Source organism: Marinobacterium maritimum, assembly GCF_039523155.1.
GTDB lineage: Bacteria > Pseudomonadota > Gammaproteobacteria > Pseudomonadales > Balneatricaceae > Marinobacterium > Marinobacterium maritimum.
The window spans coordinates 577,594-601,636 of sequence record NZ_BAAAET010000001.1 but is presented as its reverse complement, the minus strand read 5'-3'; the positions used below and the strand labels follow the sequence as shown (position 1 = coordinate 601,636).

The following is a 24,043-nucleotide window of genomic DNA, read 5'->3' as shown; positions in this document are numbered from 1 at the left end:
ACGTGAAACAGATGAAGAAACGATTGGTCCCACTGCTGATTGCTGGCGCCATGGCCAGCTCAACGGTTCAGGCAGGCGCGCTGGCAGACCTTTACCAGCTGGCACTGGACAACGACCCTCAACTGAAGTCAGCGGAAGCTTCCTATCTGGCGGGTCAGGAAGCCGTCCCTCAGGGGCGCGCAGGCCTGCTGCCGCAGATCAACGCCGGTGGCAGCTATACCCAGGCCGACAGCGGCGCCCTGAACCAGGAAGCCGGCGATCGCGCCTGGCAGGTATCACTGGTACAGCCGGTGTTTGATACCACCAAATGGTTCACCTTCCAGAAGAGCAAGGTGATCAGTGAACAGGCCAAACTTCAGTTCGACCTGGCCCAGCAACAGCTGATCCAGCGCACCGTGGACGCCTATCTGGGTGTACTGCGTGCCATGAGCGCCCTCGAAACCGCCCAGGCCCAGGAACGTGCACTGCAGCGCCGCCTGGACCAGGTCAACGCCCAGTTCGATGTCGGCCTGATCGCCATCACCGATGTGCAGGAAGCCCAGGCCTCCTTCGATAATGCCGTGGTTCAGCGCATCGATGCCGAAGGCGCCCTGGCCAACAGCTACGAGGCGCTGGAGCGTCTGGCAGGCCAGTCACTCAACCAGGTCGACCCACTGCGCGAGGACTACCCTATCGAAGCCCTTTCCCCTGCCGATCCCAGCGCCTGGCTGGAAAAGGCACGCAACGGCAACCTGGCACTCAAGCTAAGTGAACTCGGTGTGGAAACCAGCCGTCGCGATAGCCAGATTGCCCGTTCAGGCCACCACCCCAAGGTTAATCTGGAGGCGGCATACGGCTACAGCGAGTCCGAGTTCCAGCGTCTGGATTGGGATGAAGGCAGCCAGGTTGCCCTGACATTAAGCGTACCGATCTTCTCCGGTGGCGCCACCAGCTCTCGTGTCCGCGAAGCGGAACAGGGTCTCTACGCAGCCCAGTACAACCGTGAAGACCAGTATCGCGCCGTTACCGAGCAGACTCGCTCACTGCTGCGCGATCTGCAGACCAGCGTACAGAGTGTGAAGGCGCGCCTGCAGAGCATCAAGTCCCGCGAGACTGCGCTGCGCGCAACTGAAGAAGGCTTCAATGTCGGCACCCGCAACGTGGTCGATGTACTGCAGGCAGAGCAGGCGCTATACCAGGCTCGCCTGGATTATGCGACCGCCCGCCTCAATCACGTCTCCACGCTGTTCCGCTTCAAGCTGCAGCTTGGCACACTGAGTCCGGAAGACCTGCTGGCACTGGATGAATGGCTGCAGGCCGCCTCCTGATACAGGAAAATCGCACAAAAAAGGCTGACAACTGTCAGCCTTTTTCGTTACCAAGCCCGCTCAGTGAACGATCGGACCATCCTCTTCCGAATCCGACAGAATTGGCTGACCGCTGCTGTCCAGCGCCAAAGCACCCTGCTCGTGCGCCAGCTCAAGCAGCTGCTGCAGCAGCATTTCGGTCAGATGGGCACTGACGATCAGCCCTGCGGGTGGATCACCCTCAAACAGCTCCTCATCTACGAGGCCATCCGCCCTCAACCCGAGCAACAGCGGATTTTCGACAATCAGGGGCGCCAGATCTTCCGGAGCAAAGACGACGTAATCGGACGATACCTGGAGTGCCAACTGATAGGCATCGTGCGCAGCTTCCGACAGCTGCTTGAGATAGGCTTTTTCGGCCGCGTTGAACAGCAGGCTTAATTGACTGGCACCAGCCTGCTGGAGGTTGGGACCATCGACATCACTGTAATCGATGCTTTTGACAGCCGGTACGTTATCCAGCTCCCAGGCATCGACCATGATGCGATCCTCGGAATCCACTTCCAGCCACTGGCGATTAACCGCTACCACCAGCAGACCTTCAAGCGCTGCCGCACATATATTGCTGGTTACAATCACGCCAACACTGGGGTTTTCCATCTCGGCAGGATCTTCCACCAGCTCGCTGGCGCGGGCCGACAACAACTTGGGGTCATCCGCAATCAAACTGGCCAGATCAACAGGCGACAAGGTCAGCATCTGCTGACATACCCGGTGCGCCGTGAGGTAAGGCTCGCTCTGGCCGTTATCCTGCATCCGACGTACATATTCCTGACGAACCCGATCCATCAGATCAGCCAACTGCTGACTCATGCGTGCCTCCGCGTCCGGCCTGGCGGCCGGTCAGTGAATGGTAATGCCTACTGGCTGGACATCATCCCTAAGACGGTCAAACGCCATACGTAGCTGTTGCAACGGAATCAGACCGAAATCCACCGGATCGGCCGGCAGTTCGCACCAGTCCAGCGCCCACACTCTCGTCATCAGCTCATATTCGCCGATCAGGGCATCGAGGAAGATCATCACCGCTTCCACACGCGGATCCATTTCCAGGATTTTCGGCGCATCCTTCAGGTAGATGGCCAGCTGCATCTTGCCGTTGATCACGCGCAACGAGCACCAGAAGTCTTCAATCTCACAAAGCTCTTCGCCCATGTTGACGCAGGACGGGATGGGGTCATAGCGGTGGTTGAAGGCACGAAAACTGATGCCACTCAACTCCGGTGCGGCCCCTACCACACTCAGTACCGAGTGGATTGACTCAGGATAGCCGTCGCAGCCGAAGATCATTTCCACCGGCCCCTCTTCGTGCTCACGCTCGAAATGGAAAGTCAGGTTACGGTCGATCTTCTGCAGGCTGTCGCGGTAGGTATTCAACAGGCTTTCGGCATCGAACTGCATCTCCTGCTGACTCTGCAGCAGCTGTTCAAGCGTACGTTCGATCTGTTGCCAGAACGCCTGGATCCGTTTCAGATCAGGTTTGGAATTCATGCACACCCAGTATCAAAAGAATCAGGTTCGCGGGACGACAACGCCGGTCTGACCCTGGTATTTGCCGTTACGATCCTTGTATGAAGTCTCGCAGATATCATCGGCGCCGAGGAACAGCATCTGGGCCACACCTTCGTTGGCGTAGATCCGCGCCGGCAGCGGCGTGGTATTGGAGAACTCCAGGGTCACGTGCCCTTCCCATTCAGGTTCAAGCGGGGTGACGTTGACGATGATGCCGCAACGGGCATAGGTACTCTTGCCAAGGCAGATGGTCAGCACATCACGCGGAATGCGGAAGTACTCGACAGTACGGGCCAGTGCAAAGGAGTTGGGCGGGATGATACAAACATCAGACTGAACATCAACAAAACTGCCTTCATCGAAACTTTTCGGGTCAACGATGGAAGAATTGATGTTGGTAAAGATCTTGAACTCATCGGCGCAGCGTACATCGTAGCCATAGCTCGATGTACCGTAGGACACGATCGGCTGATCGTTGACCCGACGTACCTGACCGGCCTCGAACGGCTCGATCATTCCATGCTTGTCCGCCATCTGACGAATCCAGCGATCTGACTTGATACCCATAACACCCTATTACCTGAAAAGAAGTTCAGCAAATCAACGGAGCATTCTACCCGTTTTGCACAAAAAAAACCGCCCCGGCTTGCACCGGGGCGGAAAATTTCATCTCGCTGTACTAATCGATTTCGACCGCGATGTTCGGCACGAAGTTCCCGCCCTGTGAATTTTTTTCTGCCAATGCTGCACTCACCCGGCGTGCAATGGCTTTGTAGCGCTGCGCATGGGCGCTTTCGGGATCAGCAATCACTGTCGGCTTGCCGGCATCGGTCTGTTCACGGATCGTCAGCGCCAGCGGCAACTGACCAAGCAGCTCGGTCTCGTACTGATCAGCAATACGCTCGCCACCATTAGCACCGAACAGCGCCTCTTCATGACCACAGTTACTGCAGATATGCACGCTCATGTTCTCGACAATGCCCAACACCGGGATGTCGACCTTGCGGAACATCTCGATCCCTTTTTTGGCATCAAGCAGGGCAATATCCTGCGGCGTGGTCACGATAACCGCCGCGCTGACCGGAACCCGCTGGGCGAGGGTCAGCTGGATGTCGCCCGTACCCGGGGGCATATCGATCAACAGGTAGTCCAGATCCTGCCACAGCGTCTGATTCAGCAGCTGCTGCATGGCACCGCTGACCATGGGGCCACGCCAGACCATCGGCGTGTTTTCATCGACCAGATAGCTCATCGACATCGACTGAAGTCCATGACGTACTATCGGTTTGAAATACTTTTCTTCGGCAGTTTCCGGGCGCTCTCCTTCGGCTACCCCCAGCATCATGCCCTGACTGGGGCCATAAATATCCGCATCCAGGATGCCGACACGCGCGCCTTCGGCCGCCAGCGCCAGTGCCAGATTGACCGTGGTGGTGGATTTGCCGACCCCGCCCTTGCCCGATGCAACGGCAATGATGTTCTTCACGCCCGCCAGACCCGGCAGTTTTTTCGGGCCAGGGTGGGCTTCCACCTGCTGCGTGATCCCGATCTCAACCTGACGCTCAGCTGCCAGAGGCTGAACCTGTTCGCTCAGCGCCTGGCGCAAAGCCTGATGGCGACTGGCGCAGACATGCTTCAACTGAAGCTGGACACAGATGCGATGCTCTTCGATCTCGATCTGCTGCACAGCACCGGCCGCCAGCAGCGACTGTTTAAGATCAGGGTCGACATAGGCATCGATCGCCGCTTCGATCTGCGCTTGGGTAATTGCTGTCACTCGCCCTCCTCAACTGCCGGCACCCCGGCAATAACCAACTGAAATACTCGGATATTATGCATTATTTCACGCTACCAGTTCCAGCGCCAGCCGCTTGGCGCCCGCCAGGTCGGTCTTGCCACTGCCCAGAATCGGAATCTGTTCCACCTGGAACACATCTGCCGGACGATGCAGTGGCAGCATATCAGCCTTACGCAGTCGAACCGAAACGGCATCCGCGTCCTCTTCCACCAGCAGCACGATACGCTCCCCCTTTCTGGCATCAGGCACTGCCACTGCGGCCAACGCCTGCTCCTCATACCCCAAAGCCTCACGCAGGGATGTTTCCACCGCCGCCAGCGAAATCATCTCACCGCCTACCTTGGCAAAACGGGAATAGCGATCGACGATGGTCAGGAAGCCATCCACATCGAGATGCCCCTTGTCACCGGTCTTGTACCAACGCAGACCGTCCTGCTCGATCACCACTTCGGCCGTCTTGTCAGGATTATTCAGATACCCTTTCATGATCTGACTGCCCCCGAGCAGAATCAGGCCGTCCTCACCCACTGGAAGTTGCTCAAGGGTATCGGGATTTACAATGCGAAACATGGAGCCCGGCAACGCCATCCCTACAGTCCCCTGACGCTCGCCGACCTGTACATTCCACCAGCGCGTATCCAGGTAATCTGGCAAATTGACACTGGCCACCGGAGTGGTCTCGGTACAACCATAACCCTCAAGTACCGGCACCTTGAACCGCCCTTCAAAGCCGCTCTTGATGCTCGGTGACAGTTTTTCCGCTCCTGCCACGACCACACGCAAGCTTTCCAGCATCAGCGGATGCAGTCGCTTGTTGCGCATGTAGATGCCCAGGAAGGTACTGGTACCACACAGTATGGTGGCGCGGTAACGGGCAGCAGCCTTGCCAATGTTGGCCGCATCGGTCGGGTCGGGATGACATACCAGCGGTATCCCCTCTACCAACGGCAACATGCAGGTGACCGTCAGGCCAAATGCGTGAAACAGGGGCAAGGTTGCGAGGATACAGTCATCGTTCTGCACATTGAGCACGGCCGCGATCTGCTTAAGGTTGGCCATCATGTTGCGGTGGCTCAGCATCACCCCCTTGGGCGCCCCCTCACTGCCGGATGAAAACAGGATGGCTGCGGTATCATCCAGACTTGAGTGGCCACCATAGACCCATTGCAATACCGAACGTGGCGTCAGCACTACCTGTGCCAGCGTCACAACAGACTCCAGCTTGCCAATCTTCTCCTTCACCTCTTCCAGCTTGATTACCGTTACACTCTGTAACAGCTGCTCCAGCTTCGCCCCACGCTGCTCCAGCTTGTTCAGAAAACGCTCGGAGGTAACCAGCGTTTTCACTTCAGCCTGCTCAATGGCACTGAGCAACGCACTCTCGGGGGCGGTGTAATTGAGATTGACCACCGTTTTACCCGCCATCAGGGCTGCCATATTGGCGATCGCGCCACCGGCTACAGTGGGCAGCAGCAGACCAACATTCTGCTCCTTGATACCCCGCATGCGACGGCTGAACAGAATACAGGCGGTCAACAAGCGGCGATGGTTCAGCACCGGACCATTGAGATCGGTCAGCGCCCAGTCAGTCGGTGCCGCCTTGGCCGTACGAATAAACGCAGCCGGCAGTGTCTCCAGCGTATCCGTATACTCGTTCCAGGCCCGTACGGAGAGTTCTGCCACCTTCTGCTTGACCACTTCTGCCTTGCTGTCCAGCGCAATCGACTCACCAAAGGAAACAATCACATCACGCTTCATGCCGCCTCCTTCTGAGTTCTGCAAGCGCTCACTGGAGCGCGAAAAACGACTGCCCCACAGGCCTCTCAGGTAAAATGGCAGAATATGGGCTTCAGGAACGGGCTCTTCATCACCCGGGTTCGCAATCCGCTCAAAGCCGCGCTTGAATTCGCCCAGCTGACCGCTGTAGCTGATCGCTCCTTCCGGGAACAGGCAGACTAATTCGCCTCGCGCCAACAACTTACGAACCTTTTGCAGTGCACTGCGACTGGCACCGGCCGAGATCGGAATGACGCCGTAGAGATCCAGGAACCAGCGCAGATACCAGCGTTCGTAGATGGAACGTTCCATGACAAAGTAGATATGGCGCGGGCACGCCATCTGCAGCATCGCCCAGTCCAGCCAACTGATATGATTGCCCAGTAACAGGGCTCCTTGGCCACTGGCCGGCAGATGTTCGAATCCCAGCACCTTCAAGTTGTAGCGGCGGCGTACCAGTGCCGAAACCAGCAGTCGAATCAGGGCCTGTGGCAGCAGCAAAATCGCGTAAACAGCACCGGCTATGCCGATAACACCCAACCCCCAGAGCAACGTCTTTGATGGGATGGACGCGGTGGCACTGACCACGGTCAGCACCAGGAAGCCGAGCATCGCGACATTCTGGATGAAATTGTTCCCGGCCAGCACTCGCCCCAGACGCGATTCCGGCGCGTTGAACTGGACCAGTGAATTGAGCGGAATGGTCATCAAGGAACCCGAGACCCCGATCAGCAGGAAAGCGCCGGCGCTCAGCCAGATGCTATCCAGCGTTGGCAGCATCATCAACCCAAGCGCCACCCCGGCAGCGCCCACCGGAATCAGCCCGGCATTGATATAGTGGCGTGAAAGACGTGCTGCCAGCACCGAACCGATCATGATGCCGATACCGGCCAATGCCATAACCGTCTGGATGACAAACGTATTACTTTGCCCCAGATGTTCCTCGGCATAGGCCGGAAACACCGCGAGCATCACCTGACTCACCGACCAGAAAAGTGCCAGACCGATGATCGACAGCAGGATCACCTTGGGCTCACCCAGTGCGCGCAGATTACGCTTCAGGCTGCGCCCGGTCAGATAGTCCTGCATATCAAATCGCTGGGCAGTGTCCGTTTCACTGAGTGCCGGCAAGCGATAAGAGAGCATCACTTCAAATACTGCACCCGCTACCAGTAACCAGCCCAGCGGTGCAATCTTGATCAGGATATCGTTGGAGTTCATGACCTCCAGCGCTGCGATGCGCCATTCAAACAGTGCCGAAAAAGCCACGATACCGCTAAGGATCGCGACCATCGTGGTCGCCTGAATCCAGCCGTTACCTTCGCTGATCCGCTCAATGCCCACCAACTCTCTGATGAAGCCGTATTTCGCCGGGGAGTAGAGCGCACTCTGCACTGCAAGGATGAAGGTCAGCACAAACGCAGGAATGAACCACCCCTGGTAATAACAGAAGGTGATCGCCAACGTGATCACAACCGCGCTCCAGGCCGAAATTTTCATCACTCTGTGCTTGGGGTACTTGTCAGATACAAACCCAGCAGGAGTAAACAGCAGGATAAACGGTAACAGGATGAGGCCATTAACGATGGCGGTGAGCAAGATCTGAGTGTCGCCATCGTAAACCTTGAACAGAGTGTTCTGGATGGTGATCTTGTGGCCCAGATCGACAAAGGCATTGATAAAGGCAATGGCTACAAACGCCAAAAAGCCCCGCACTCTGATCAGCTCAAGCATTATTATCCCCCTCTGCCAACCAGCCTTTGATGAAATGATGAACCAGCTGTTGCAGCATCAGCTCCGCTGACCGGGCCTGATCCAGAAAGAGTTTTTGCCGCAGTGCCAACACTGCTACTCCATGAACACCGCTCCATAGGGTTCGTGCCGTCAGCATACATTCACTGCGGCTCATGTCCTGCTTAAGTGCCTGCAGACAGGCTTCCACCCTCGCAAAAAGAGAGTCAATACGCTCACTGAGCCATTGCGGCGCTTCAACCTCACTGGTGGTGCCATGTTCAAACAGCAATGCCCAGCGCTGCGGATTGCGATGGGCGAAATCCAGATAGCCTCGTCCATAAGCCAAAAGCCGTTGTGCAGGATCGGCGACGTTGATCCCATCCAGCTCGGTCAGCAACTGCGTCAAGGTACGCGCGTTCAGCTGCCAGCAGAGATCATCCAGGTTGGTGAAAACGGTATACAGAGAACCTGCCGAGTAACCAATCTCGGAGGCCACACGACGTGCGCTAAGTGACTTCAAGCCCTCCTGCTGCAACAGTTTTTCTGCTGCGGCCAGCGCCATCTCACGCAACTCCTCTTTGGAGTGGTCATTGCGTCTTGCCATTTTTGAACCCTTAATGAACACTGTTCAATTGATATTTGAATACTAGTGCGACCGCCTGACAGGGTCAAACAATATTTGAACGCTGTTTAATTAATCAACGGAAATCACCGCCAAGACAGTGGAATACTGACTTCGGGCAGAGTCTCAAAGCCGGGATGCGCCAGCAGGTAACCCTGCATCAGGCGTACGCCTTTGGATCTCAAATAATGGAACTCCTGCTCCGTTTCGATACCTTCTGCCAGCAGCGCGATGTTCAAGCGCTGGCAAATATTCAGCAAGCCGTCCACGATTACTTGCTTGACCTCCGAACGATCGATATCCCGCACCAGCTCCATATCCAGCTTGAGAACGTCCGGGATGAACCCGGCAAGCAAATTCAGTCCCGCATGACCCGCACCAAAATCATCCAGCGCGGTCGTAAAACCCTGGGAATGGTAATACTGAAAAATACTGGTCAAGTGCGATGTATCGTGCACACGCTCCGACTCCGTGATTTCAAACATGATCTGCTCCACCGGCAAACCGAACGCTTCAGCAGCCCTCAAGGTGCTGCGAATGCAGTGCTCAGGTGAATAGACGGCGTTGGGCAGAAAATTGATGCTCAGCTTCTGCTGTAACCCCAATCGAGCGGCAAGCTCAATCGCCTTGACCCGGCAGGCCTGATCAAAGGCATAGCGGTTCTCGTCATTGACCTGTGCCAGTACTTGCCCTGCACCAGCACCGTCCAATCCGCGTACCAAAGCTTCGTAGGCATAGACTTCACCGGAGGCGACATCAACAATCGGCTGGAAAGCAAAGGTAAAATCAAAATCAAGCGGTGTCTTGCATCCTTGACAGCCTTCAACCACGGGCTGAGTGGCAATCAGTTCCATAATGATTTTTTCCGGCATAAACACTCCGCTTCACACGCACTGAACACTGGATGGACAAATAGACTTCGACACCGTGCCCAACTGCATTAGACTCAGTGGCAGAGTCACGGCTGTCACGGCACTGAAAGAACCTGTTATGCATCGCTACAGACGTTCAGACTAGCACAGCAGACGCCAAACAATGACACATGTTTACGGAGTGAATATGCTGAAGCCCTTTGCCATCGCGCTGGCACTTACCCCCCCCCTCGCCCTTGCCGAACCGGTTCAGGTCAACCTGAGTACCAGCGCCGGTGAAATCCAGCTCGAACTGGATACTGACAAAGCCCCGGTGACGGTTGCCAATTTCATCAGTTACGTACAAAAGGGCCATTATAACGGCCTGATTTTTCACCGTGTGATCCCCGGCTTCATGATTCAGGGCGGCGGTTTCACCCCCGAAATGCAGCAACTGGACACAGATGCGCCGATCAAACACGAGTCAGACAACGGCCTGAGCAACCTGCGCGGAACCATTGCGATGGCTCGCACCCAGAACCCAAACAGCGCCACCTCCCAGTTTTTCATCAATACCGTCGACAACCGTCGCCTTGATGGCATGCCAGGTCGCCCCGGGTACACAGTATTCGGCAAGGTGACCAGCGGTATGGACGTGGTAGATACGATCAGCAAGGTGCCTACCGACAGCCACGGCCGTCACCGGGATGTCCCGGTAACGGCCGTTGTTATCAACAAAGCGAGCATTGTCAATCCCGAGTGACGGCTTGTCAGTCGCCAGGTGCCTGAGTTCATGATTTTGGCGCGCCTCGATTATGGACTCGGGATGAACATCCAGACCATGCCGTCTACCCTTAACCTGATAGCTTTCGTCATCATGTCGCATCAAGCAGCTAATCTGCATGATGCAACGTATTTCACCTTGAAGCCTTAATTTCGGGAGGTGTAATGAGCCGTTTCCGAAAGCCATTGAAACAGGTACGACTGGACGGCAAACAACGACGGGTTGGTTTTGAACTGGAATTTACCGGCCTTACGTTCGCCCAGGCAAGACAGCACGTTCGACAAGTACTTAAAGGTACTGAAAAGGCAAAGTCTCCGGTCGAGATATCATTTGAGACCGAGCTGGGAGAGTTTAACCTTGAGCTTGATTGGGCGTTGCTCAAACAGGTTTCCAAGGAATATGCCGATGTGGACCCCACCCCCGACTGGCTGGAAGGTCTGAGCCGTGCTGCAGCACTGGTTGTTCCGATTGAACTGGTATGCCCACCTATCGCGCTTGACCGACTCGAGTCCCTCGATCCAGTCATCGATGCCCTGCGTGGTGCTGGCGCTCAAGGCACTGAAGATTCATTCATCGCAGCACTGGGTGTGCATATTAATGCCGAGCTGCCCGATACCGGCCCCACTACCATCCAGTCATACCTCAAGGCATATAGCCTGCTGCAATGGTGGCTGGTGGATGCCCATAACGTAAACATTGCTCGCAAGGTCTCTCCTTATGTAGATCTGTATCCGGAAAAATATATTGACCAACTGCTGAGCCAACAGCATGCCGAAATAGACGACATTTTCGACCTTTATCTTGCTTACAACGCCACACGCAACCGAGCGCTAGACCTTTTGCCTTTACTGTCACACATCGACAATCAACGCGTTCAGAACCAGGCAAATGATGATCGCATCAAGCCCCGCCCAGCGTTGCACTATCGACTTCCCAACTGCGAGATTGAACGCAGGGACTGGAGCCTGGCTGCCGAGTGGAATAACTGGTGGGTTGTCGAACAGCTCTCGGGGGATACCGACGCAATAACGGAGTTGTCCCAGCGCTGGCTCTCCATGTCGCGACCACTACTAGGGGTCAATCGTAACGAGTGGGTAAAAGGAGTCGATCAATGGTTGCACGCACACGGGTGGCAGTAACCGGTAGCAGTCGTCGCTGGTCGCCTTCCTGGTGGTGCACCAGACTTGCCCTCAGACTCACTGGCGCCGAGGCCGTTCGCGTAAGTGTCAGACATAATGTTGCGAAGGACACCATCGATGCACTGGTCGTGGGTGGCGGCGATGACATCAGCCCCGAGCATTATGGCGGCGATTTGGAAGCCCCGGTCAGGACCGACCCTGAACGCGACGCACTTGAAATTCAGTGGATCAGACATGCACTGGAAGCCAAGCTGCCGATGCTGGGTATTTGTCGCGGCGCACAATTGATCAACGTTGTGCTTGGCGGTCATTTACACCAGGACCTGCACCAACTGCGCAAGCGAACCTATAACAGGCCCGGCCTGTTACCCACCAAACAGGTACAGCTTGAGCCTCAGAGCCGAATGGCTCGGGTATGCAAACGTGAACACCTGCGTGTAAACAGCCTGCATCATCAAGCGGTAAGCTCCACGGGCCAGGGCCTGCGAATTGTGGGGCGGGACCTTGATAACATTGCACAGGGGTTCGAATCCGAAAAAAACGACATTATGGGCGTACAGTGGCACCCGGAGTACCTGCTTTATCTACCGGCGCAACTCAGACTTTTTCGCTGGCTGGTAACGGCTGCACACAGGTAATGGGAGAAATACAAAAAAGCCCTGCATCTGCAGGGCTTTTTTTGGCACAAGGAAAGAATGCAATCAGTTGCGCTGGTCGAAGTCCAGTACAACCTCGTCGCTGATCGGGTGTGCCTGACAGCTGAGCACGTAACCGGCTTCGATTTCGTGCGGCTCCAGACCGTGGGAGATATCCATCTCCACTTCGCCCTTGATCAGTTTGCACTTACAGGTGGAGCAGACACCGCCCTTACAGGAGTACGGCAGGTCCATACCCACATCCATACCGGCATCCAGAATGTTCTGACCGACGGTTGCCAGATCAAACATGACAGAGCGACCATCAGCAATGACGGTTACCTTGCTCATTTTGTTTTCGCCGTACTGAGCCACACGCGCCTGGGCTTTTTCCAGAGTCGCCTGAGCATCAGCAGAAGAGCTGGCAAAGAGTTCGTAGTGGATCTGGTCATCGCTCAGGCCTTCCATACGGAAACCGCGAGACACTTCTGTCATCATCGCTTCAGGACCACAGATGAACGCTTCATCGGTGCTCTTGATGTCGATCAGACCTGCTTTCTGCAGCGCGTAGCCCTTCTTGTTGTCGATACGACCATTGAGAAGATCAGCACCCTGGTCTTCATAGTCCATGATGTTGATCCACTGGAAGCGATCCATGTAACGGTTCTTGACGAAGTTCAGCTCGTCTTTGAACATCACGGTGTTGGAACGCTGGTTACCATAAATCAGGGTTACCTTGCTGTTCGGTTCGATATCCAGCACGGATTTCATGATGGAGATCATCGGCGTGATGCCGGAACCGGCTGCGATGCACATGTAGTTCTTGGCATTGCTCGGGTTCAGCTCGGTGTAGAAGCTGCCCTGCGGCGGCATCACTTCGATATCAACACCCGGCTTGAAGTTGTCGTTGGCGTAGTTGGAGAACTTGCCGCCATCGACACGCTTGATACCCACACGCATCTTGCCATCGGTCACACCGGAGCAGATGGAGTAAGAGCGACGTACATCTTCACCATCGATCATGGCACGCAGGGTCAGGAACTGGCCCTGGATGAACTTGAACTTCTCGGTTAGCTCTTCCGGTACAGCAAAGGTCACGCTGATGGCCGAATCGGTTTCCGGCTGCACATCGGCAATCTTCAGCGTGTAGAAATTGGTGTCAGACATCGCTTCACCTTATATTTTTTTGAAATAGTCGAAAGGCTCATTGCAGTCATTGCACTGAAACAGCGCCTTGCAGGCGGTGGAGCCAAACTCACTGATCCTGCGGGTATTACGTGATCCGCAATGCGGACACTGGGCGTGAGCATCTGGCGTCAGGCCATCTTCGTCCAGGTCAGCATCTTCAGGCGGCGCTATACCGTAGTTGCGCAGCTTGCGCCTCCCTTCCGGCGACATCCACTCGGAGCTCCAGGCCGGCGACAGCTTGGTTTTCACCTCGACATCGTCATAGCCGCTGGCCTTGAGTGCCGCGATGACATCATCGGTGATGGTATTCATCGCAGGGCAGCCCGAGTAGGTCGGCGTGATAGTGACCACAACACGATCACCGTCACGCTCGACATCACGCAAGATCCCCAGATCCCAAATGCTCAGCACCGGCACTTCAGGATCCTTGACTTGATCGAGCAGGTCCCAAAGCTCCTTTACCTCAGCGGCGTTGCGCTGCTGGAGGCGCTGGTACTGCTCTTCTGGCATCAGTGAGATTTCATTCATGATTCTTAATCCTGGTAGCCTTGGCTTACCACTGGCAACCCGGGTAAGAGCGGTGCACGATCTGCATCTCGGTCAGCATGTGACCCAGATTTTCAGTGTGGTAACCGGTACGGCCACCGCGCACAGCCCAACCATCTTCAGGTACAGTCAGGGTCGCTTCGGTCAGGATTTCGCTGACCATCTTGTGCCATGCATCACGCAGCTTGGACACGTCCACGGCAATACCGGCGTCAGCCAGCATCTGCTCGGTTTCGTCCATATCAAACATCTCATGGGTATAACCCCAGAGTGCGTCGACCGCTTTCTGCGTACGCTTGTGACTTTCTTCAGTACCATCACCCAGACGCAGTACCCATTCACGGCTGCGACGCAGGTGGTATTTGGTTTCCTTGATGCCCTTGGCTGCGATGGCAGACAGGGTTTCATCCTTGGACTGCAGCAGCTCAGGCAGCACCAGGGTGTAGTACACGTCGGCGAACAGCTGGCGTACCTGTGAGTAGGCGAAATCACCTTTCGGCATTTCCATCAGCAGCAGGTTACGGTATTCGCGATCGCTACGCATGTAAGCGAAGTCATCTTCGGTACGACCGTCATTGGCCAGCTCGGCTGCATAGGTGTAGAACATGCGAGCACGACCGATGTAGTCCAGCGCCACGTTACCGTAGGCGATGTCTTCCTCCAGGAAAGGACCATAGCTGACCCATTCAGAGATACGGTGACCCAGCACTACAGAGTCGTCACCCAGACGGGTCGCGTATTCCAGCGTTGCCGCTTTGATTGCATCACTCATTACTTGTCTCCTCAATCTATCCCGTTAAAACCAATTACATGTTGTTAACGGGATCAGGCAGGACGTAATAAGTCGCATGGCGGTACGGCTTGTCGTCATTCGGATCGTAGAAGCAATCCGCATCGTCTTCCTGAGACGCACAGATATCGCTGGACTTCACAACCCACAGGCTGACGCCTTCGCTACGACGGGTGTAGCAGTCACGAGCGTATTCCAGCGCCTGTTCGTGATCTTCGGCGTGCAGGCTTCCGACATGCTTGTGGTCCAGACCGCGCTTGGAACGCACGAATACTTCAAACAGTTCCAGTTTTTCAGTTGGCTTAGTCATTATCAGGTCCCCTCTTACGCCGCATTCTGCGCTTTCTTAGCGCGTTTCTTTTCGTTGTATGCCGCAATGGCGTCACGCACCCATTCGCCCTCGTCGTGAGCGGCAATATGGTGCTCGATACGTTGACGGTTGCAGTGACCGTTACCGTTGATCACGCTCCAGAACTCGTCCCAGTTCAGGTCGCTGCTGTCATAGTGGCCACGCTCTTCGTTCCACTGCAGGTTCTTGTCCGGGTGTTCCAGACCCAGTACTTCGATCTGCTTGACGGTCTGGTCAACAAACTTCTGACGCAGGTCGTCGTTGGTTTCACGCTTGATCTTCCACTCCATTGATTTCTGCGAGTGAGCAGAGGCAGAGTCGTGCGGACCGAACATCATCAGTGCCGGCCAGTAGAAACGGTTCAGCGCGTCCTGAGCCATTTCCTTCTGTTCCGGAGAACCGTGAGCCAGTGCCAGCATGGCTTCATAACCCTGGCGCTGATGGAAGCTTTCTTCCTTACAGATACGGATCATGCCGCGAGAGTACGGACCGTAGGAGGTACGCTGCAGGGATACCTGGTTAACGATGGCAGCGCCATCAACCAGCCAGCCAATAGCGGCAACGTCAGCCCAGGTCAGGGTCGGGTAGTTGAAGATAGACGAGTACTTCGCCTTGCCGGTCTGCAACTGCTCGATCATCTCGGAACGGGAAATGCCCAGAGTTTCACAGGCGCTGTACAGGTAGAGGCCGTGACCAGCTTCATCCTGAACCTTGGACAGCAGAACCGCCTTGCGACGCAGGGACGGAGCACGGGTGATCCAGTTGCCTTCCGGCTGCATGCCAATCACTTCAGAGTGGGCGTGCTGAGAGATCTGACGGATCAGGTTCTTGCGGTAATCAGCCGGCATCCAGTCCTTGGGTTCGATCTTCTCTTCCGCTGCGATCTTGCGCATGAAATTTTGTTCTTCGGGCGTCATTGTTCTGCTCTCCGATCTTATGTTTCTTACTTTCGCACTGTGTAACTCATTCTTGCCAATCAGAGTACTTTTTGTATCGCACCAGCCATCCAGCCCCACCAATCGAATCCGGACCTGCTGGCCATACCACAAGATAGACACACCAGTACGCGATAGAGTAAATGTACACCATCTCTTTCGATTAATGATACACAATTTTAAAAATAAATTTCAATAAGTGTATCACATGATGAATTTGACCTACCTCAATCTATTCAGTCTAGTCCACCTGCGCGATTGCGGGCAGGCACATAATCTAAAGACCAGCTCAGCCACATCTGTAGCCATGACGGATCGCCGACACACTTTGTTTCGCACCCTCATCAAGGGCAACGCAGCGACCGAAGCCTGGCAATCAAAGACGGGGCATACAGGAAATAAGCAGGAACGATCGGCCGAGCGGAATGACAGCCCAACGGAACAAATGATGACAGGAAAAAGATCAGCAAATGATCAGGTGCAACGCTGATCGACTGGCCAGACTTCAGGCAGGCAGCGTATAACCGGCCTCAGGCACCTGAAAAAGCTCGTCTACCGACAAGGCGGTGATACGTGGATGGGGCACTGTCTCACTGGTTTTGTAGCGGCTGTCGAACAGCGCAGCACCGGTATCGATATAAACACCGTTGCCGCGTCGAATGATCTCCGGCACGATGACATGACCATGCACGCAGAGATCAACACCCTCAATGCAGCGAGCAAAACCGGGGGACTTGACCGGACGCTCCCACAAAATGTAGTCGCGCAGCGCCTCTTCGTGCGACAACCTCAACTGCAGATCCAGCCAGCTTGCATCAGGCAAAGTACTGTGTGAAATCGCCAGCTTTCGGCCATCGACGAGACTCAATTCAATCACCCAGGGCATACTGGCAGACAAGGATTCAGCCAGGGCTCGAACCTGAGGATTACGGGCAAAGAAGTGTTCAGGCCCTGCCCCCAGCCAGGATCGGCCGCCATAGGCCATCCAGGCATCCACATCCACACTGCCGGGCTCGGCCAGCCAATTGAACAGGATTTGCTCATGGTTGCCACGCACGGCATGAAACCAGAGTTGCCGCGTCAGCTCCAAGCAGGCAACCGAGTCAGGCCCTCGGTTGATCAGATCCCCGACTGAAAACAGACGATCCACGGCGGGGTCAAAACAGACCGCATCCAGCTCCGCCTGCAAGGGTTTGAACCATCCATGAATATCACCGACGACGAAATCTCGCCCCTGAAAATTGGCAGTCAGATGCTCGACAACCTGCATTCCATGCTCCTTCCTGTTTCTGCTGATGAAGCCTCAATACCCGTGCCACGATCAGCCCGGGCTAACGAGATCAGTGATACAACACTTTACTGCTTCATCATAATCGAAGATCGACTCAGTGCCGACCTTCCAGATTCAAGCAAGGAACGGGGACAACCGCCAATTTAACAGCCCGCGGCGCCATGAATCACACCTTGAAGTTGCTGACCACCGCCTTTAAACGCTCGGTTTGCCGTGCCATCTGCTGACAGGCATCCACCGTGCTTTTTGCGCCTTCGGCCGTCTGACTGCCTGCCTGGCTGATGGAGCTGATATTGCGCTCAATTTCACTGGCGACCATGGTTTGCTCTTCACCCGCAGATGCGATCTGGGCATTGAACTCAACGATACGTGAAACCGCTTCTGCTATATGCTCAAGGGTACGCCCAACCTCTGACGAGTTGGCAACCGCATGCCCTACCTTGTCATGACTGACTTCCATCGCCCTGACTGCAGCACCAACACCGGACTGCAGCTGGGTGATCATCGACTCAATCTCGGAGGTCGATGCCTGGGTTCGCTGCGCAAGGGTGCGCACTTCATCAGCCACCACTGCAAAACCACGCCCCTGTTCGCCAGCCCTGGCCGCCTCTATGGCTGCATTCAGCGCCAACAGGTTAGTCTGTTCGGCAACACCCTTAATCACATCAAGCACCCGGGTGATGTTGTCACTCTCCTTGACCAACGTGCGAATCGTCACCATTGAATGGTCAATATCCTGTGACAGCTGCTCAATATCCACGAGCATTGCCGATACCAACTGACGCCCCTGAACAGTCTGCTGATCCACATCGCTGGACTCCTGTGAAGCAACCTGTGTTTTGTTTGCAACTTCCTGTGCACTTCCCACCATCTGATTGATCGCCGTTGCCACCTGGTCAGTCTCCCGTCGCTGCGACTCAACAGAAAGACTGCCGCGCTGAGCAATACCGTCAACAACTTCCGCCTGCTCTGCTACAGAGCTGACCGTATTGGTCACCTGGGTCAGCAAACTGCGCATCTGATCGATCATCTGATTGAAGTGACTGGCCAATGAACCCATCTCATCCCTGCTGTCGATTTTAACGCGACCGGTCATATCACCTTTGGCAACGGCTTCAGCGGCCGCCAGAATGGCGCTGATGCTATGACGCACGGATGAGCTCAATCCCAACAGCAAATAGTTGGTTATGAAAAACACGGCCACAACAGCCGCCAACAGGAGAAAGTAGCGACGTCCCTGCGCCTCATGTCGCAGCTGGAACTGCTGTTCAACATAGCCCAGCGAAGCATCCATAAACTGATGAATCTGCTGACTGGCCCTTGTCTGCTGCGCGAAATATTGCTGCCAGTCGTGATCGAGACTTTCATCAATCAGAAGCTCGCTTTCGAAGCGTTGTGCATCCTGATCCAGTTGGGTCATTGCCGTCTCGACTGCCGAGACAACGCCCTCGCCATAGACCTTTCGAGCCGCCAATACGGGCTGCAGAATATCCCCCAGACGCTTCTGATCATTGATCAACTGATCCATTACTCGATTAAGGACTTCCATCAACGTCGAATTGATTCTGCCTGCCCGGACGGCCGTGGTAGAAAAGCTTCGCCTCTGCCCCTGGTGTTCCAGCACCGACTCCATCGCATCCAGAACCACCTTCATCAACAGAAAGTTGTGCGGATTTCTGTCCTGATATAGCCCAGTCTGGTAACTCAGCACGCGCACCAGGCTCCAGCTCTCCAGCACCAGCTTGTTTTTTATCATGAATATTGCATCGAGGTCCCCGCCAGACGATCCAGGGTTACGTTGCGCCAATGCGCGCAGCTGCTCAATCACCTGACCCATTCTGCCATCTTGATCAAGCCCGGATACCTTGGTCTCCAGCAACTCCAGCCTGGCTATAAAATCCGCCTGCAAGCGGCGTATTTGCGGTTCAATATCAGATGCTGCACTACTTACAACCCCAAGATCTCGAATGTCATCTGCCATCAGGGTCAGCGCGAGCGCGTCACGCAACACAGCCACCCCTTCAAGCTGGACTTCCGTGGCACGCTGCTGGGTACCAATTTCACTGAGCTGCAGATAGGCAAGCCACAGTATAGGCACCAGAAACAGGACATTGATCAGGACAAATTTATAGAGGTAGTTCAAGCGGTTCATCAGCTTGACCGCCGGCGAAAGGAGTAGGCTCAACATATAGGATCCAGATTATTCTTTTTGTTTGCTTGGCCTTTGTGATGCAGGCGCAGGTGGCAGGAAAAACCCCGAACCACAACGCAACACTGCCCAACACGCTATTCTGGCCAACCACCCAGACTCACAGCCAGAACCAATAGAGCCAAAAAAAAGACAAATCCGGACAGATGATGTCCTCAGACAGGAACACAAACGAACTTTCGGAATAGCCCGGTACAGGCCTACCCTGATGCAGAGCTGAATAAATCTAAGACTTGGAGGTTTTTAAATGCGACATTCTCTGGAAGAGTCTTCCAAAGAATCATATAAAGAGGAGTAAGAATTGGTGGAGCCTAGCGGGATCGAACCGCTGACCTCAACACTGCCAGTGTTGCGCTCTCCCAGCTGAGCTAAGGCCCCACACGGGTCAGGCAAAGCCTGATAGGGATGGCGTCCCATAGGGGGTTCGAACCCCTGTTACCGCCGTGAAAGGGCGGTGTCCTAGGCCACTAGACGAATGGGACGCAGTGGTTCGTGACGGGTTTTGGTGGAGCCTAGCGGGATCGAACCGCTGACCTCAACACTGCCAGTGTTGCGCTCTCCCAGCTGAGCTAAGGCCCCTTCGTCACAGGACGGGGCGTATATTAATGGCCCCCTCCCGTGCTGTCAAACACTTTTTGCAGTTTTCTTACAAAAAATGTTTAGACGAATCATGCGGTTAGCGCACGATACTCCTTCTCGAGACGCTTGGTCTCTTTCTTTGAAGGTGAGCCAACGACTTCCAGCGCGTGGCGCAGACGAGCACGACTCATGTCCGGACCCAGGATCGACATGGCATCCACAACAGAGACGCTTTGAGAGGTTCCTGCAATGGCAACGAACAGCGGGAACAGGAAGTCACGGATCTTGATTTCCAGACCATCGGCCAGGCCTTTCAGCTCTGCAAAGAGGCTATCCCGGTCCCACTTGGTCTGCTGATCCATGTGCCAAACGGTGAACTGAAGCACGCGACGAATCTCATCCATCTCCAGTTTCTTGTGCTCAAAGTCCGCTTCAGTGATCGACAGCATACCGCTGAGGAAGAAACCGGCCAGTGGTGCAACATCAGAGAACCGCTCCACACGCGGCTGGATCAGCGGCACGATCTGCATCAGGTATTCCGGGTTCAGTGCCCACTTCTGGATCTGCGCCGCGAACTGTTCCGGTGACAGCTCTTCACGGATCCAAAGGCCGTTCAGCCAGCTCAGTTTCTCCTGGTCGAAGACCGGGCCACCCAAGGAGACACGCTGGATATCGAAATTGGCGAACATCTCATCGCGATTGAACTTCTCGCGTTCGTCCGGCATGGACCAGCCCATGCGACCCAGGTAGTTCAGCAGTGCTTCCGGCAGGTAGCCCATGCGCTGGTAGTACAGGATGCTGGTCGGGTTCTTGCGCTTGGACAGCTTGGACTTGTCCGGGTTACGCAGCAGCGGCATATGGCACAGCTGCGGCATGTCCCAGCCAAAGTACTGGTACAGCAGCTTGTGCTTGGGTGCCGAGTTGATCCACTCTTCACCACGGATCACGTGGGTGATCTTCATCAGATGGTCATCGACCACGTTGGCCAGGTGGTAGGTCGGCATGCCATCGGACTTCAGCAGGATCTGGGCATCGACCTGGCCCCAGTCCAGTTCGATCGGACCGCGCAACATGTCATCGATGACGCAGACGCCCTCTTCCGGTACCTTCATGCGCACGACATAGGGCATGCCCGCCGCCATGCGACGCTCGATTTCTGCCTGCGGCAGCTCGAGGTCGCTCTGCTTCAGCGCAGTATGCTTGCCTTCGGCACGGCGACTTTCACGCAGCTCGTCCAGCTCTTCGGCAGTACGGAAGCACAGGAACGCCGTGCCCTCTTCCACCAAGCGCATGGCGAAGTCCTTGTACATGTCCTTGCGCTCGCTCTGGCGATAAGGGCCGTAATCACCACCAATATCGGGGCCTTCATCCCATTCCAGACCCAACCAACGCAGCGAATCCAGGATCGCCTGTTCCGACTCGTCGGTGCTGCGAGTCTGGTCGGTATCCTCGATACGCAAAATGAATTGACCGCCATGTTGACGGGCGAAAGCGAGGTTGAACAGTGCGATGTAGGCGGTGCCGACATGCGGATCACCGGTGGGAGACGGCGCTACACGGGTACGAACAGTCATGATTTCCTGTACTCGGTCCTGTTGTGGTTGAGTAAAAAGAAGGGATTATAGCCTGTGAGCGTGGGTGGCGGCCATGCCACCCACTTGCCTCAAACGACAAAGAAGTTGTCGTACAGAATACCGCCCCAGACCAGGGCAGTAATGAACAACGCGAAGAGCACCGCCGCCGAGCCCAGGTCTTTGGCCAGGCCGGCAAGCGTATTGAACTCAGTGCCGGCCCGATCCACAACGGCCTCAATGGCGGTATTGATCAGCTCCATGATAAGCACCAGCAACAGAGTACTGATCAACAACCCCAGCTGAAGCCCTGATTGAGCAATCCAGAAGGCTCCGGGCAACATCGCCAGGGCCGCCCAGCTTTCGTAACGAAACGCCGGTTCATTGCGGTATGCGGCCCTGATCCCTTTGATCGAGTAACGTGTTGCGTGATAGAACCGGGCCAGACCGGTCGTTTTGGTTACGATCACTCTATTCCCTCTTGTCGCTCGAGGCGACGGTCAAAAATGGCACGATAGTCAGCATCCAGCTCTGTATAGGGGATCACTGTTTCACCATCAGCCAGACGCACATTACGACGCTCAAAATCTACTTCATACAGACTGCGATCCGGGAAGATCAGCGCTGCACGGGGGTCATTGTGCAATGTTTTCATGAACGCGGTCACGACGCGCAGACGATCGTCGGGAATCGGCTGCAGCAGGCTCATACCGTCAATCGGGGAGACCGGCTCGACCTGCATCAGCTCCAGCATGGTGGCAAATATATCCGCCTGGGAGACAGGAGCCTGCTCCTGCGCCCTTATGATTTCAAATGCTGACTCCGGTGGAAATACCAACAGCGAATTATGCGTTACTTCATCCATGAAATCGCCATGGAAGGCACCACCCTTGCCAGTTACATGTTCACCATGGTCCGACGAATAGAAGATCCAGGCATCCGGAGCCTGGGCACGTACTGCCTGCAACAGCTCGCTCAGCACCAGGTCGGTATACCATACCGTATTGTCATAGGCGTTAATGCTGTTCGGGTTTTCCTCCGGCAGAAACTGCTTCATCTCGGCCGGAACCTGACGCGAGAAGGGCGTATGACTGCCACTCATCTGCACCACTAACATAAAGGGCGCTGCTCCCCCTTGCTGGCGGTGCAACCAGGGCTTGACTCCCTTTTCCAGCACGACACGGTCATCAGCCCCTACCGACACGCTGACATCAGGGCTGAAATTCACGCCCTGCTCAAAATGATCCATATCCTGATCGACAAATATTTTATCGACGTTACGCCACTGAAAATCCTGTGCCGTAATCAAAGCCGTGTTGTAGCCGGCACTTTTGGCATAATTGAAAATTGTCGGCACACTGTAGATGACCCCATTGGGATCGATACCCTGCAGACCGGTCATCATGTAGGGCACTGAACAGAGCGTGCGCGGCCCGATGCTGACCGCATTTTTCAGTGCCACAACCTGATTACTCTGCTCAAGGCGCACAAGATTCGGCGTAGTTTCACGCGGATAGCCATAGATCTGCATGTGATCAACATTGAGCGACTCGCCGATCACCATCACCATGGAGGGTGCCTTATCGGCAGCTTGCTCACGATAGGTCAGCTCCGGCTTGGGAGGGTAATCCTCACGGTTATAGTTGAATTCCACCGCACTGATCAGGTTGCCCGCATAGGCGATCGGCGCCAGCTGAAAGTGGGGTGCTCCATACCAGTTCAGCGTCACCAGCAGGAAGATGGCGGTACCCAGCCCCCCTTTGGTCCAGCGCAACCAGCGACGCGGCGACGCCGGCTGATGCATCACCCAGCAGAGCATACTACTCGCCAGCACTGCGGCGATCGCCGGGCGCAGCTTTTCGCCATGCTCCAGCCACAGCTCTACGGTCATCAGCGGATCGCCCACGAAAAACCGGAAATCAAAAACGGTGACGAACTTTCGATAGATGCCAAAGTAGGCACTCTGGGCAAAGTAAGCCGCTGCACACACGACCAGCAGTCCCATGGCAATCTTGCGATGACGCTCCCAATAACCACGCAAATTGAACAACAAAGCCCAAAACACAAAGGCACTCAGGGCAAAGTTAACCCAGAAGCGCTTGCCCCGAAAATTATCCAGTACCCAACTGAAATCACGTACCAGAAACAGATCCATGGTCAGAAAGGAAGCGAGCACCAATAAAAGGATGCCCGATTGACGGAGTGTTGCTTTCAAAACGCCAGCCCTGATGATCAAAAAAATGACTGCGAATTATAACGACTTCGCCAAGCTCGAGTAAGCACTGTCATATTAAGGTTACGTTTTGATGATTATTGGTTTGAGGATCCATGACTCTTTGACTACAATCCGCCCCGTTTTAGCATACTGCTACATGTACACTACGAGCC

Annotated in this window: 22 protein-coding genes and 3 tRNA genes; 5 read left to right on the top strand and 20 right to left on the bottom strand. The window is 55.2% G+C overall.

The annotated features are described in order from the left end of the window. Positions 1-11: 11 nt before the first annotated feature. A complete protein-coding gene (locus ABD013_RS02685; protein WP_343801900.1) occupies positions 12-1,307 on the top strand; it encodes a TolC family outer membrane protein in 1,296 nt (431 codons plus the stop codon). 60 nt (positions 1,308-1,367) lie between these two features. On the opposite strand, the gene ABD013_RS02680 is transcribed toward ABD013_RS02685, so the two are convergent. The 7 genes from ABD013_RS02680 to ABD013_RS02650 all read right to left on the bottom strand — a co-directional run bounded on the left by ABD013_RS02680 (position 1,368) and on the right by ABD013_RS02650 (position 9,660). Then, entirely contained in the window at positions 1,368-2,159 is a 792-nt protein-coding gene (locus ABD013_RS02680; RefSeq protein ID WP_343801897.1) for a hypothetical protein, read from the bottom strand. A gap of 30 nt (positions 2,160-2,189) precedes the next feature. After that, complete coding sequence (locus ABD013_RS02675) at positions 2,190-2,837, bottom strand: hypothetical protein (protein ID WP_343801894.1); 648 nt, start codon at positions 2,835-2,837, stop codon at positions 2,190-2,192. Positions 2,838-2,858: 21 nt separating this feature from the next. After that, positions 2,859-3,425, bottom strand: coding sequence for a dCTP deaminase (gene dcd, locus ABD013_RS02670; RefSeq protein ID WP_343801891.1), 567 nt, complete (start codon positions 3,423-3,425; stop codon positions 2,859-2,861). Between the two features lie 112 nt (positions 3,426-3,537). Beyond that, positions 3,538-4,635 carry an iron-sulfur cluster carrier protein ApbC gene (gene apbC / locus ABD013_RS02665; protein ID WP_343801888.1) on the bottom strand — a complete coding sequence of 366 codons (1,098 nt, stop codon included), beginning with the start codon at positions 4,633-4,635 and terminating at the stop codon, positions 3,538-3,540. Between the two features lie 66 nt (positions 4,636-4,701). After that, positions 4,702-8,166 carry an acyl-[ACP]--phospholipid O-acyltransferase gene (locus ABD013_RS02660; RefSeq protein WP_343801885.1) on the bottom strand — a complete coding sequence of 1,155 codons (3,465 nt, stop codon included), beginning with the start codon at positions 8,164-8,166 and terminating at the stop codon, positions 4,702-4,704. Beyond that, positions 8,159-8,770, bottom strand: a complete 612-nt coding sequence (locus tag ABD013_RS02655; protein ID WP_343801882.1) for a TetR/AcrR family transcriptional regulator — start codon at positions 8,768-8,770, stop codon at positions 8,159-8,161. The genes ABD013_RS02660 and ABD013_RS02655 overlap by 8 nt, the downstream gene beginning before the upstream one ends. Positions 8,771-8,874: 104 nt before the next feature. Next, on the bottom strand, positions 8,875-9,660 hold the full coding sequence (locus tag ABD013_RS02650) for an EAL domain-containing protein (RefSeq protein WP_343801879.1): 786 nt from the start codon (positions 9,658-9,660) through the stop codon (positions 8,875-8,877). A gap of 187 nt (positions 9,661-9,847) precedes the next feature. Here ABD013_RS02650 and ABD013_RS02645 point away from each other — a divergent pair, with 187 nt between their 5' ends. From ABD013_RS02645 to ABD013_RS02635, 3 genes are all read left to right on the top strand, one after another. Then, positions 9,848-10,402 (top strand): peptidylprolyl isomerase, encoded by a 555-nt coding sequence (locus tag ABD013_RS02645; RefSeq protein ID WP_343801876.1) that lies wholly within the window; start codon positions 9,848-9,850, stop codon positions 10,400-10,402. A 185-nt stretch (positions 10,403-10,587) separates the two neighbouring features. Further along, positions 10,588-11,562: an amidoligase family protein gene (locus tag ABD013_RS02640; protein WP_343801873.1), complete on the top strand. Its 975-nt coding sequence runs from the start codon at positions 10,588-10,590 to the stop codon at positions 11,560-11,562. Then, entirely contained in the window at positions 11,535-12,200 is a 666-nt protein-coding gene (locus ABD013_RS02635) for a gamma-glutamyl-gamma-aminobutyrate hydrolase family protein (protein ID WP_343801870.1), read from the top strand. The genes ABD013_RS02640 and ABD013_RS02635 overlap by 28 nt, the downstream gene beginning before the upstream one ends. Before the next feature lie 63 nt (positions 12,201-12,263). On the opposite strand, the gene paaE is transcribed toward ABD013_RS02635, so the two are convergent. From paaE to paaA, 5 genes are read right to left on the bottom strand one after another with little or no spacing between them, the layout of a single operon-like run. Next, entirely contained in the window at positions 12,264-13,364 is a 1,101-nt protein-coding gene (gene paaE / locus ABD013_RS02630; RefSeq protein WP_343801867.1) for a 1,2-phenylacetyl-CoA epoxidase subunit PaaE, read from the bottom strand. A gap of 9 nt (positions 13,365-13,373) precedes the next feature. Beyond that, the gene (gene paaD, locus ABD013_RS02625) at positions 13,374-13,913 is read right to left on the bottom strand and encodes a 1,2-phenylacetyl-CoA epoxidase subunit PaaD (protein WP_343801864.1); all 540 of its coding nucleotides are present in this window, start codon (positions 13,911-13,913) and stop codon (positions 13,374-13,376) included. A 25-nt stretch (positions 13,914-13,938) separates the two neighbouring features. Then, the gene (paaC, locus tag ABD013_RS02620; protein WP_343801861.1) at positions 13,939-14,703 is read right to left on the bottom strand and encodes a 1,2-phenylacetyl-CoA epoxidase subunit PaaC; all 765 of its coding nucleotides are present in this window, start codon (positions 14,701-14,703) and stop codon (positions 13,939-13,941) included. 34 nt (positions 14,704-14,737) lie between these two features. Further along, positions 14,738-15,031 (bottom strand): 1,2-phenylacetyl-CoA epoxidase subunit PaaB, encoded by a 294-nt coding sequence (gene paaB / locus ABD013_RS02615; protein WP_010325399.1) that lies wholly within the window; start codon positions 15,029-15,031, stop codon positions 14,738-14,740. A 14-nt stretch (positions 15,032-15,045) separates the two neighbouring features. Then, positions 15,046-15,987, bottom strand: coding sequence for a 1,2-phenylacetyl-CoA epoxidase subunit PaaA (gene paaA, locus ABD013_RS02610; protein ID WP_343801824.1), 942 nt, complete (start codon positions 15,985-15,987; stop codon positions 15,046-15,048). A 226-nt stretch (positions 15,988-16,213) separates the two neighbouring features. Here paaA and ABD013_RS02605 point away from each other — a divergent pair, with 226 nt between their 5' ends. Beyond that, complete coding sequence (locus tag ABD013_RS02605) at positions 16,214-16,495, top strand: hypothetical protein (protein ID WP_343801822.1); 282 nt, start codon at positions 16,214-16,216, stop codon at positions 16,493-16,495. Between the two features lie 15 nt (positions 16,496-16,510). Here ABD013_RS02605 and ABD013_RS02600 read toward each other — a convergent pair whose 3' ends face one another. The 8 genes from ABD013_RS02600 to ABD013_RS02565 all read right to left on the bottom strand — a co-directional run bounded on the left by ABD013_RS02600 (position 16,511) and on the right by ABD013_RS02565 (position 23,870). Then, positions 16,511-17,275 carry a metallophosphoesterase gene (locus ABD013_RS02600; protein WP_343801820.1) on the bottom strand — a complete coding sequence of 255 codons (765 nt, stop codon included), beginning with the start codon at positions 17,273-17,275 and terminating at the stop codon, positions 16,511-16,513. A 187-nt stretch (positions 17,276-17,462) separates the two neighbouring features. Then, a complete protein-coding gene (locus tag ABD013_RS02595) occupies positions 17,463-19,484 on the bottom strand; it encodes a methyl-accepting chemotaxis protein (protein ID WP_343801818.1) in 2,022 nt (673 codons plus the stop codon). A gap of 323 nt (positions 19,485-19,807) precedes the next feature. Then, positions 19,808-19,883 (bottom strand) — tRNA-Ala (locus tag ABD013_RS02590). Between the two features lie 28 nt (positions 19,884-19,911). Then, positions 19,912-19,987: transfer RNA gene (locus tag ABD013_RS02585), tRNA-Glu, on the bottom strand. A gap of 21 nt (positions 19,988-20,008) precedes the next feature. Further along, positions 20,009-20,084, bottom strand: a tRNA-Ala gene (locus ABD013_RS02580). 89 nt (positions 20,085-20,173) lie between these two features. Beyond that, positions 20,174-21,658: a glutamate--tRNA ligase gene (gltX, locus tag ABD013_RS02575; RefSeq protein ID WP_343801815.1), complete on the bottom strand. Its 1,485-nt coding sequence runs from the start codon at positions 21,656-21,658 to the stop codon at positions 20,174-20,176. A gap of 89 nt (positions 21,659-21,747) precedes the next feature. Then, the gene (locus ABD013_RS02570; protein ID WP_343801812.1) at positions 21,748-22,125 is read right to left on the bottom strand and encodes a diacylglycerol kinase; all 378 of its coding nucleotides are present in this window, start codon (positions 22,123-22,125) and stop codon (positions 21,748-21,750) included. Further along, positions 22,122-23,870, bottom strand: coding sequence for a sulfatase-like hydrolase/transferase (locus ABD013_RS02565; protein ID WP_343801809.1), 1,749 nt, complete (start codon positions 23,868-23,870; stop codon positions 22,122-22,124). Before ABD013_RS02565 ends, ABD013_RS02570 begins: the two co-directional genes overlap by 4 nt. Between the last annotated feature and the right edge of the window lie 173 nt (positions 23,871-24,043).

Bases quoted from the DNA above. Each gene is read 5' to 3' on its own strand.
- ABD013_RS02650 (WP_343801879.1), bottom strand. From the start codon at position 9,660: ATGCCGGAAAAAATCATTATGGAACTGATTGCCACTCAGCCCGTGGTT.
- paaE (WP_343801867.1), bottom strand. From the start codon at position 13,364: ATGTCTGACACCAATTTCTACACGCTGAAGATTGCCGATGTGCAGCCG.
- paaA (WP_343801824.1), bottom strand. From the start codon at position 15,987: ATGACGCCCGAAGAACAAAATTTCATGCGCAAGATCGCAGCGGAAGAG.
- paaB (WP_010325399.1), bottom strand. From the start codon at position 15,031: ATGACTAAGCCAACTGAAAAACTGGAACTGTTTGAAGTATTCGTGCGT.
- ABD013_RS02595 (WP_343801818.1), bottom strand. From the start codon at position 19,484: ATGTTGAGCCTACTCCTTTCGCCGGCGGTCAAGCTGATGAACCGCTTG.
- gltX (WP_343801815.1), bottom strand. From the start codon at position 21,658: ATGACTGTTCGTACCCGTGTAGCGCCGTCTCCCACCGGTGATCCGCAT.
- ABD013_RS02600 (WP_343801820.1), bottom strand. From the start codon at position 17,275: ATGCAGGTTGTCGAGCATCTGACTGCCAATTTTCAGGGGCGAGATTTC.
- ABD013_RS02660 (WP_343801885.1), bottom strand. From the start codon at position 8,166: ATGCTTGAGCTGATCAGAGTGCGGGGCTTTTTGGCGTTTGTAGCCATT.
- ABD013_RS02605 (WP_343801822.1), top strand. From the start codon at position 16,214: ATGATGAATTTGACCTACCTCAATCTATTCAGTCTAGTCCACCTGCGC.
- ABD013_RS02645 (WP_343801876.1), top strand. From the start codon at position 9,848: ATGCTGAAGCCCTTTGCCATCGCGCTGGCACTTACCCCCCCCCTCGCC.
- ABD013_RS02655 (WP_343801882.1), bottom strand. From the start codon at position 8,770: ATGGCAAGACGCAATGACCACTCCAAAGAGGAGTTGCGTGAGATGGCG.
- ABD013_RS02680 (WP_343801897.1), bottom strand. From the start codon at position 2,159: ATGAGTCAGCAGTTGGCTGATCTGATGGATCGGGTTCGTCAGGAATAT.
- ABD013_RS02635 (WP_343801870.1), top strand. From the start codon at position 11,535: ATGGTTGCACGCACACGGGTGGCAGTAACCGGTAGCAGTCGTCGCTGG.
- ABD013_RS02640 (WP_343801873.1), top strand. From the start codon at position 10,588: ATGAGCCGTTTCCGAAAGCCATTGAAACAGGTACGACTGGACGGCAAA.
- dcd (WP_343801891.1), bottom strand. From the start codon at position 3,425: ATGGGTATCAAGTCAGATCGCTGGATTCGTCAGATGGCGGACAAGCAT.
- paaC (WP_343801861.1), bottom strand. From the start codon at position 14,703: ATGAGTGATGCAATCAAAGCGGCAACGCTGGAATACGCGACCCGTCTG.
- paaD (WP_343801864.1), bottom strand. From the start codon at position 13,913: ATGAATGAAATCTCACTGATGCCAGAAGAGCAGTACCAGCGCCTCCAG.
- ABD013_RS02685 (WP_343801900.1), top strand. From the start codon at position 12: ATGAAGAAACGATTGGTCCCACTGCTGATTGCTGGCGCCATGGCCAGC.
- ABD013_RS02675 (WP_343801894.1), bottom strand. From the start codon at position 2,837: ATGAATTCCAAACCTGATCTGAAACGGATCCAGGCGTTCTGGCAACAG.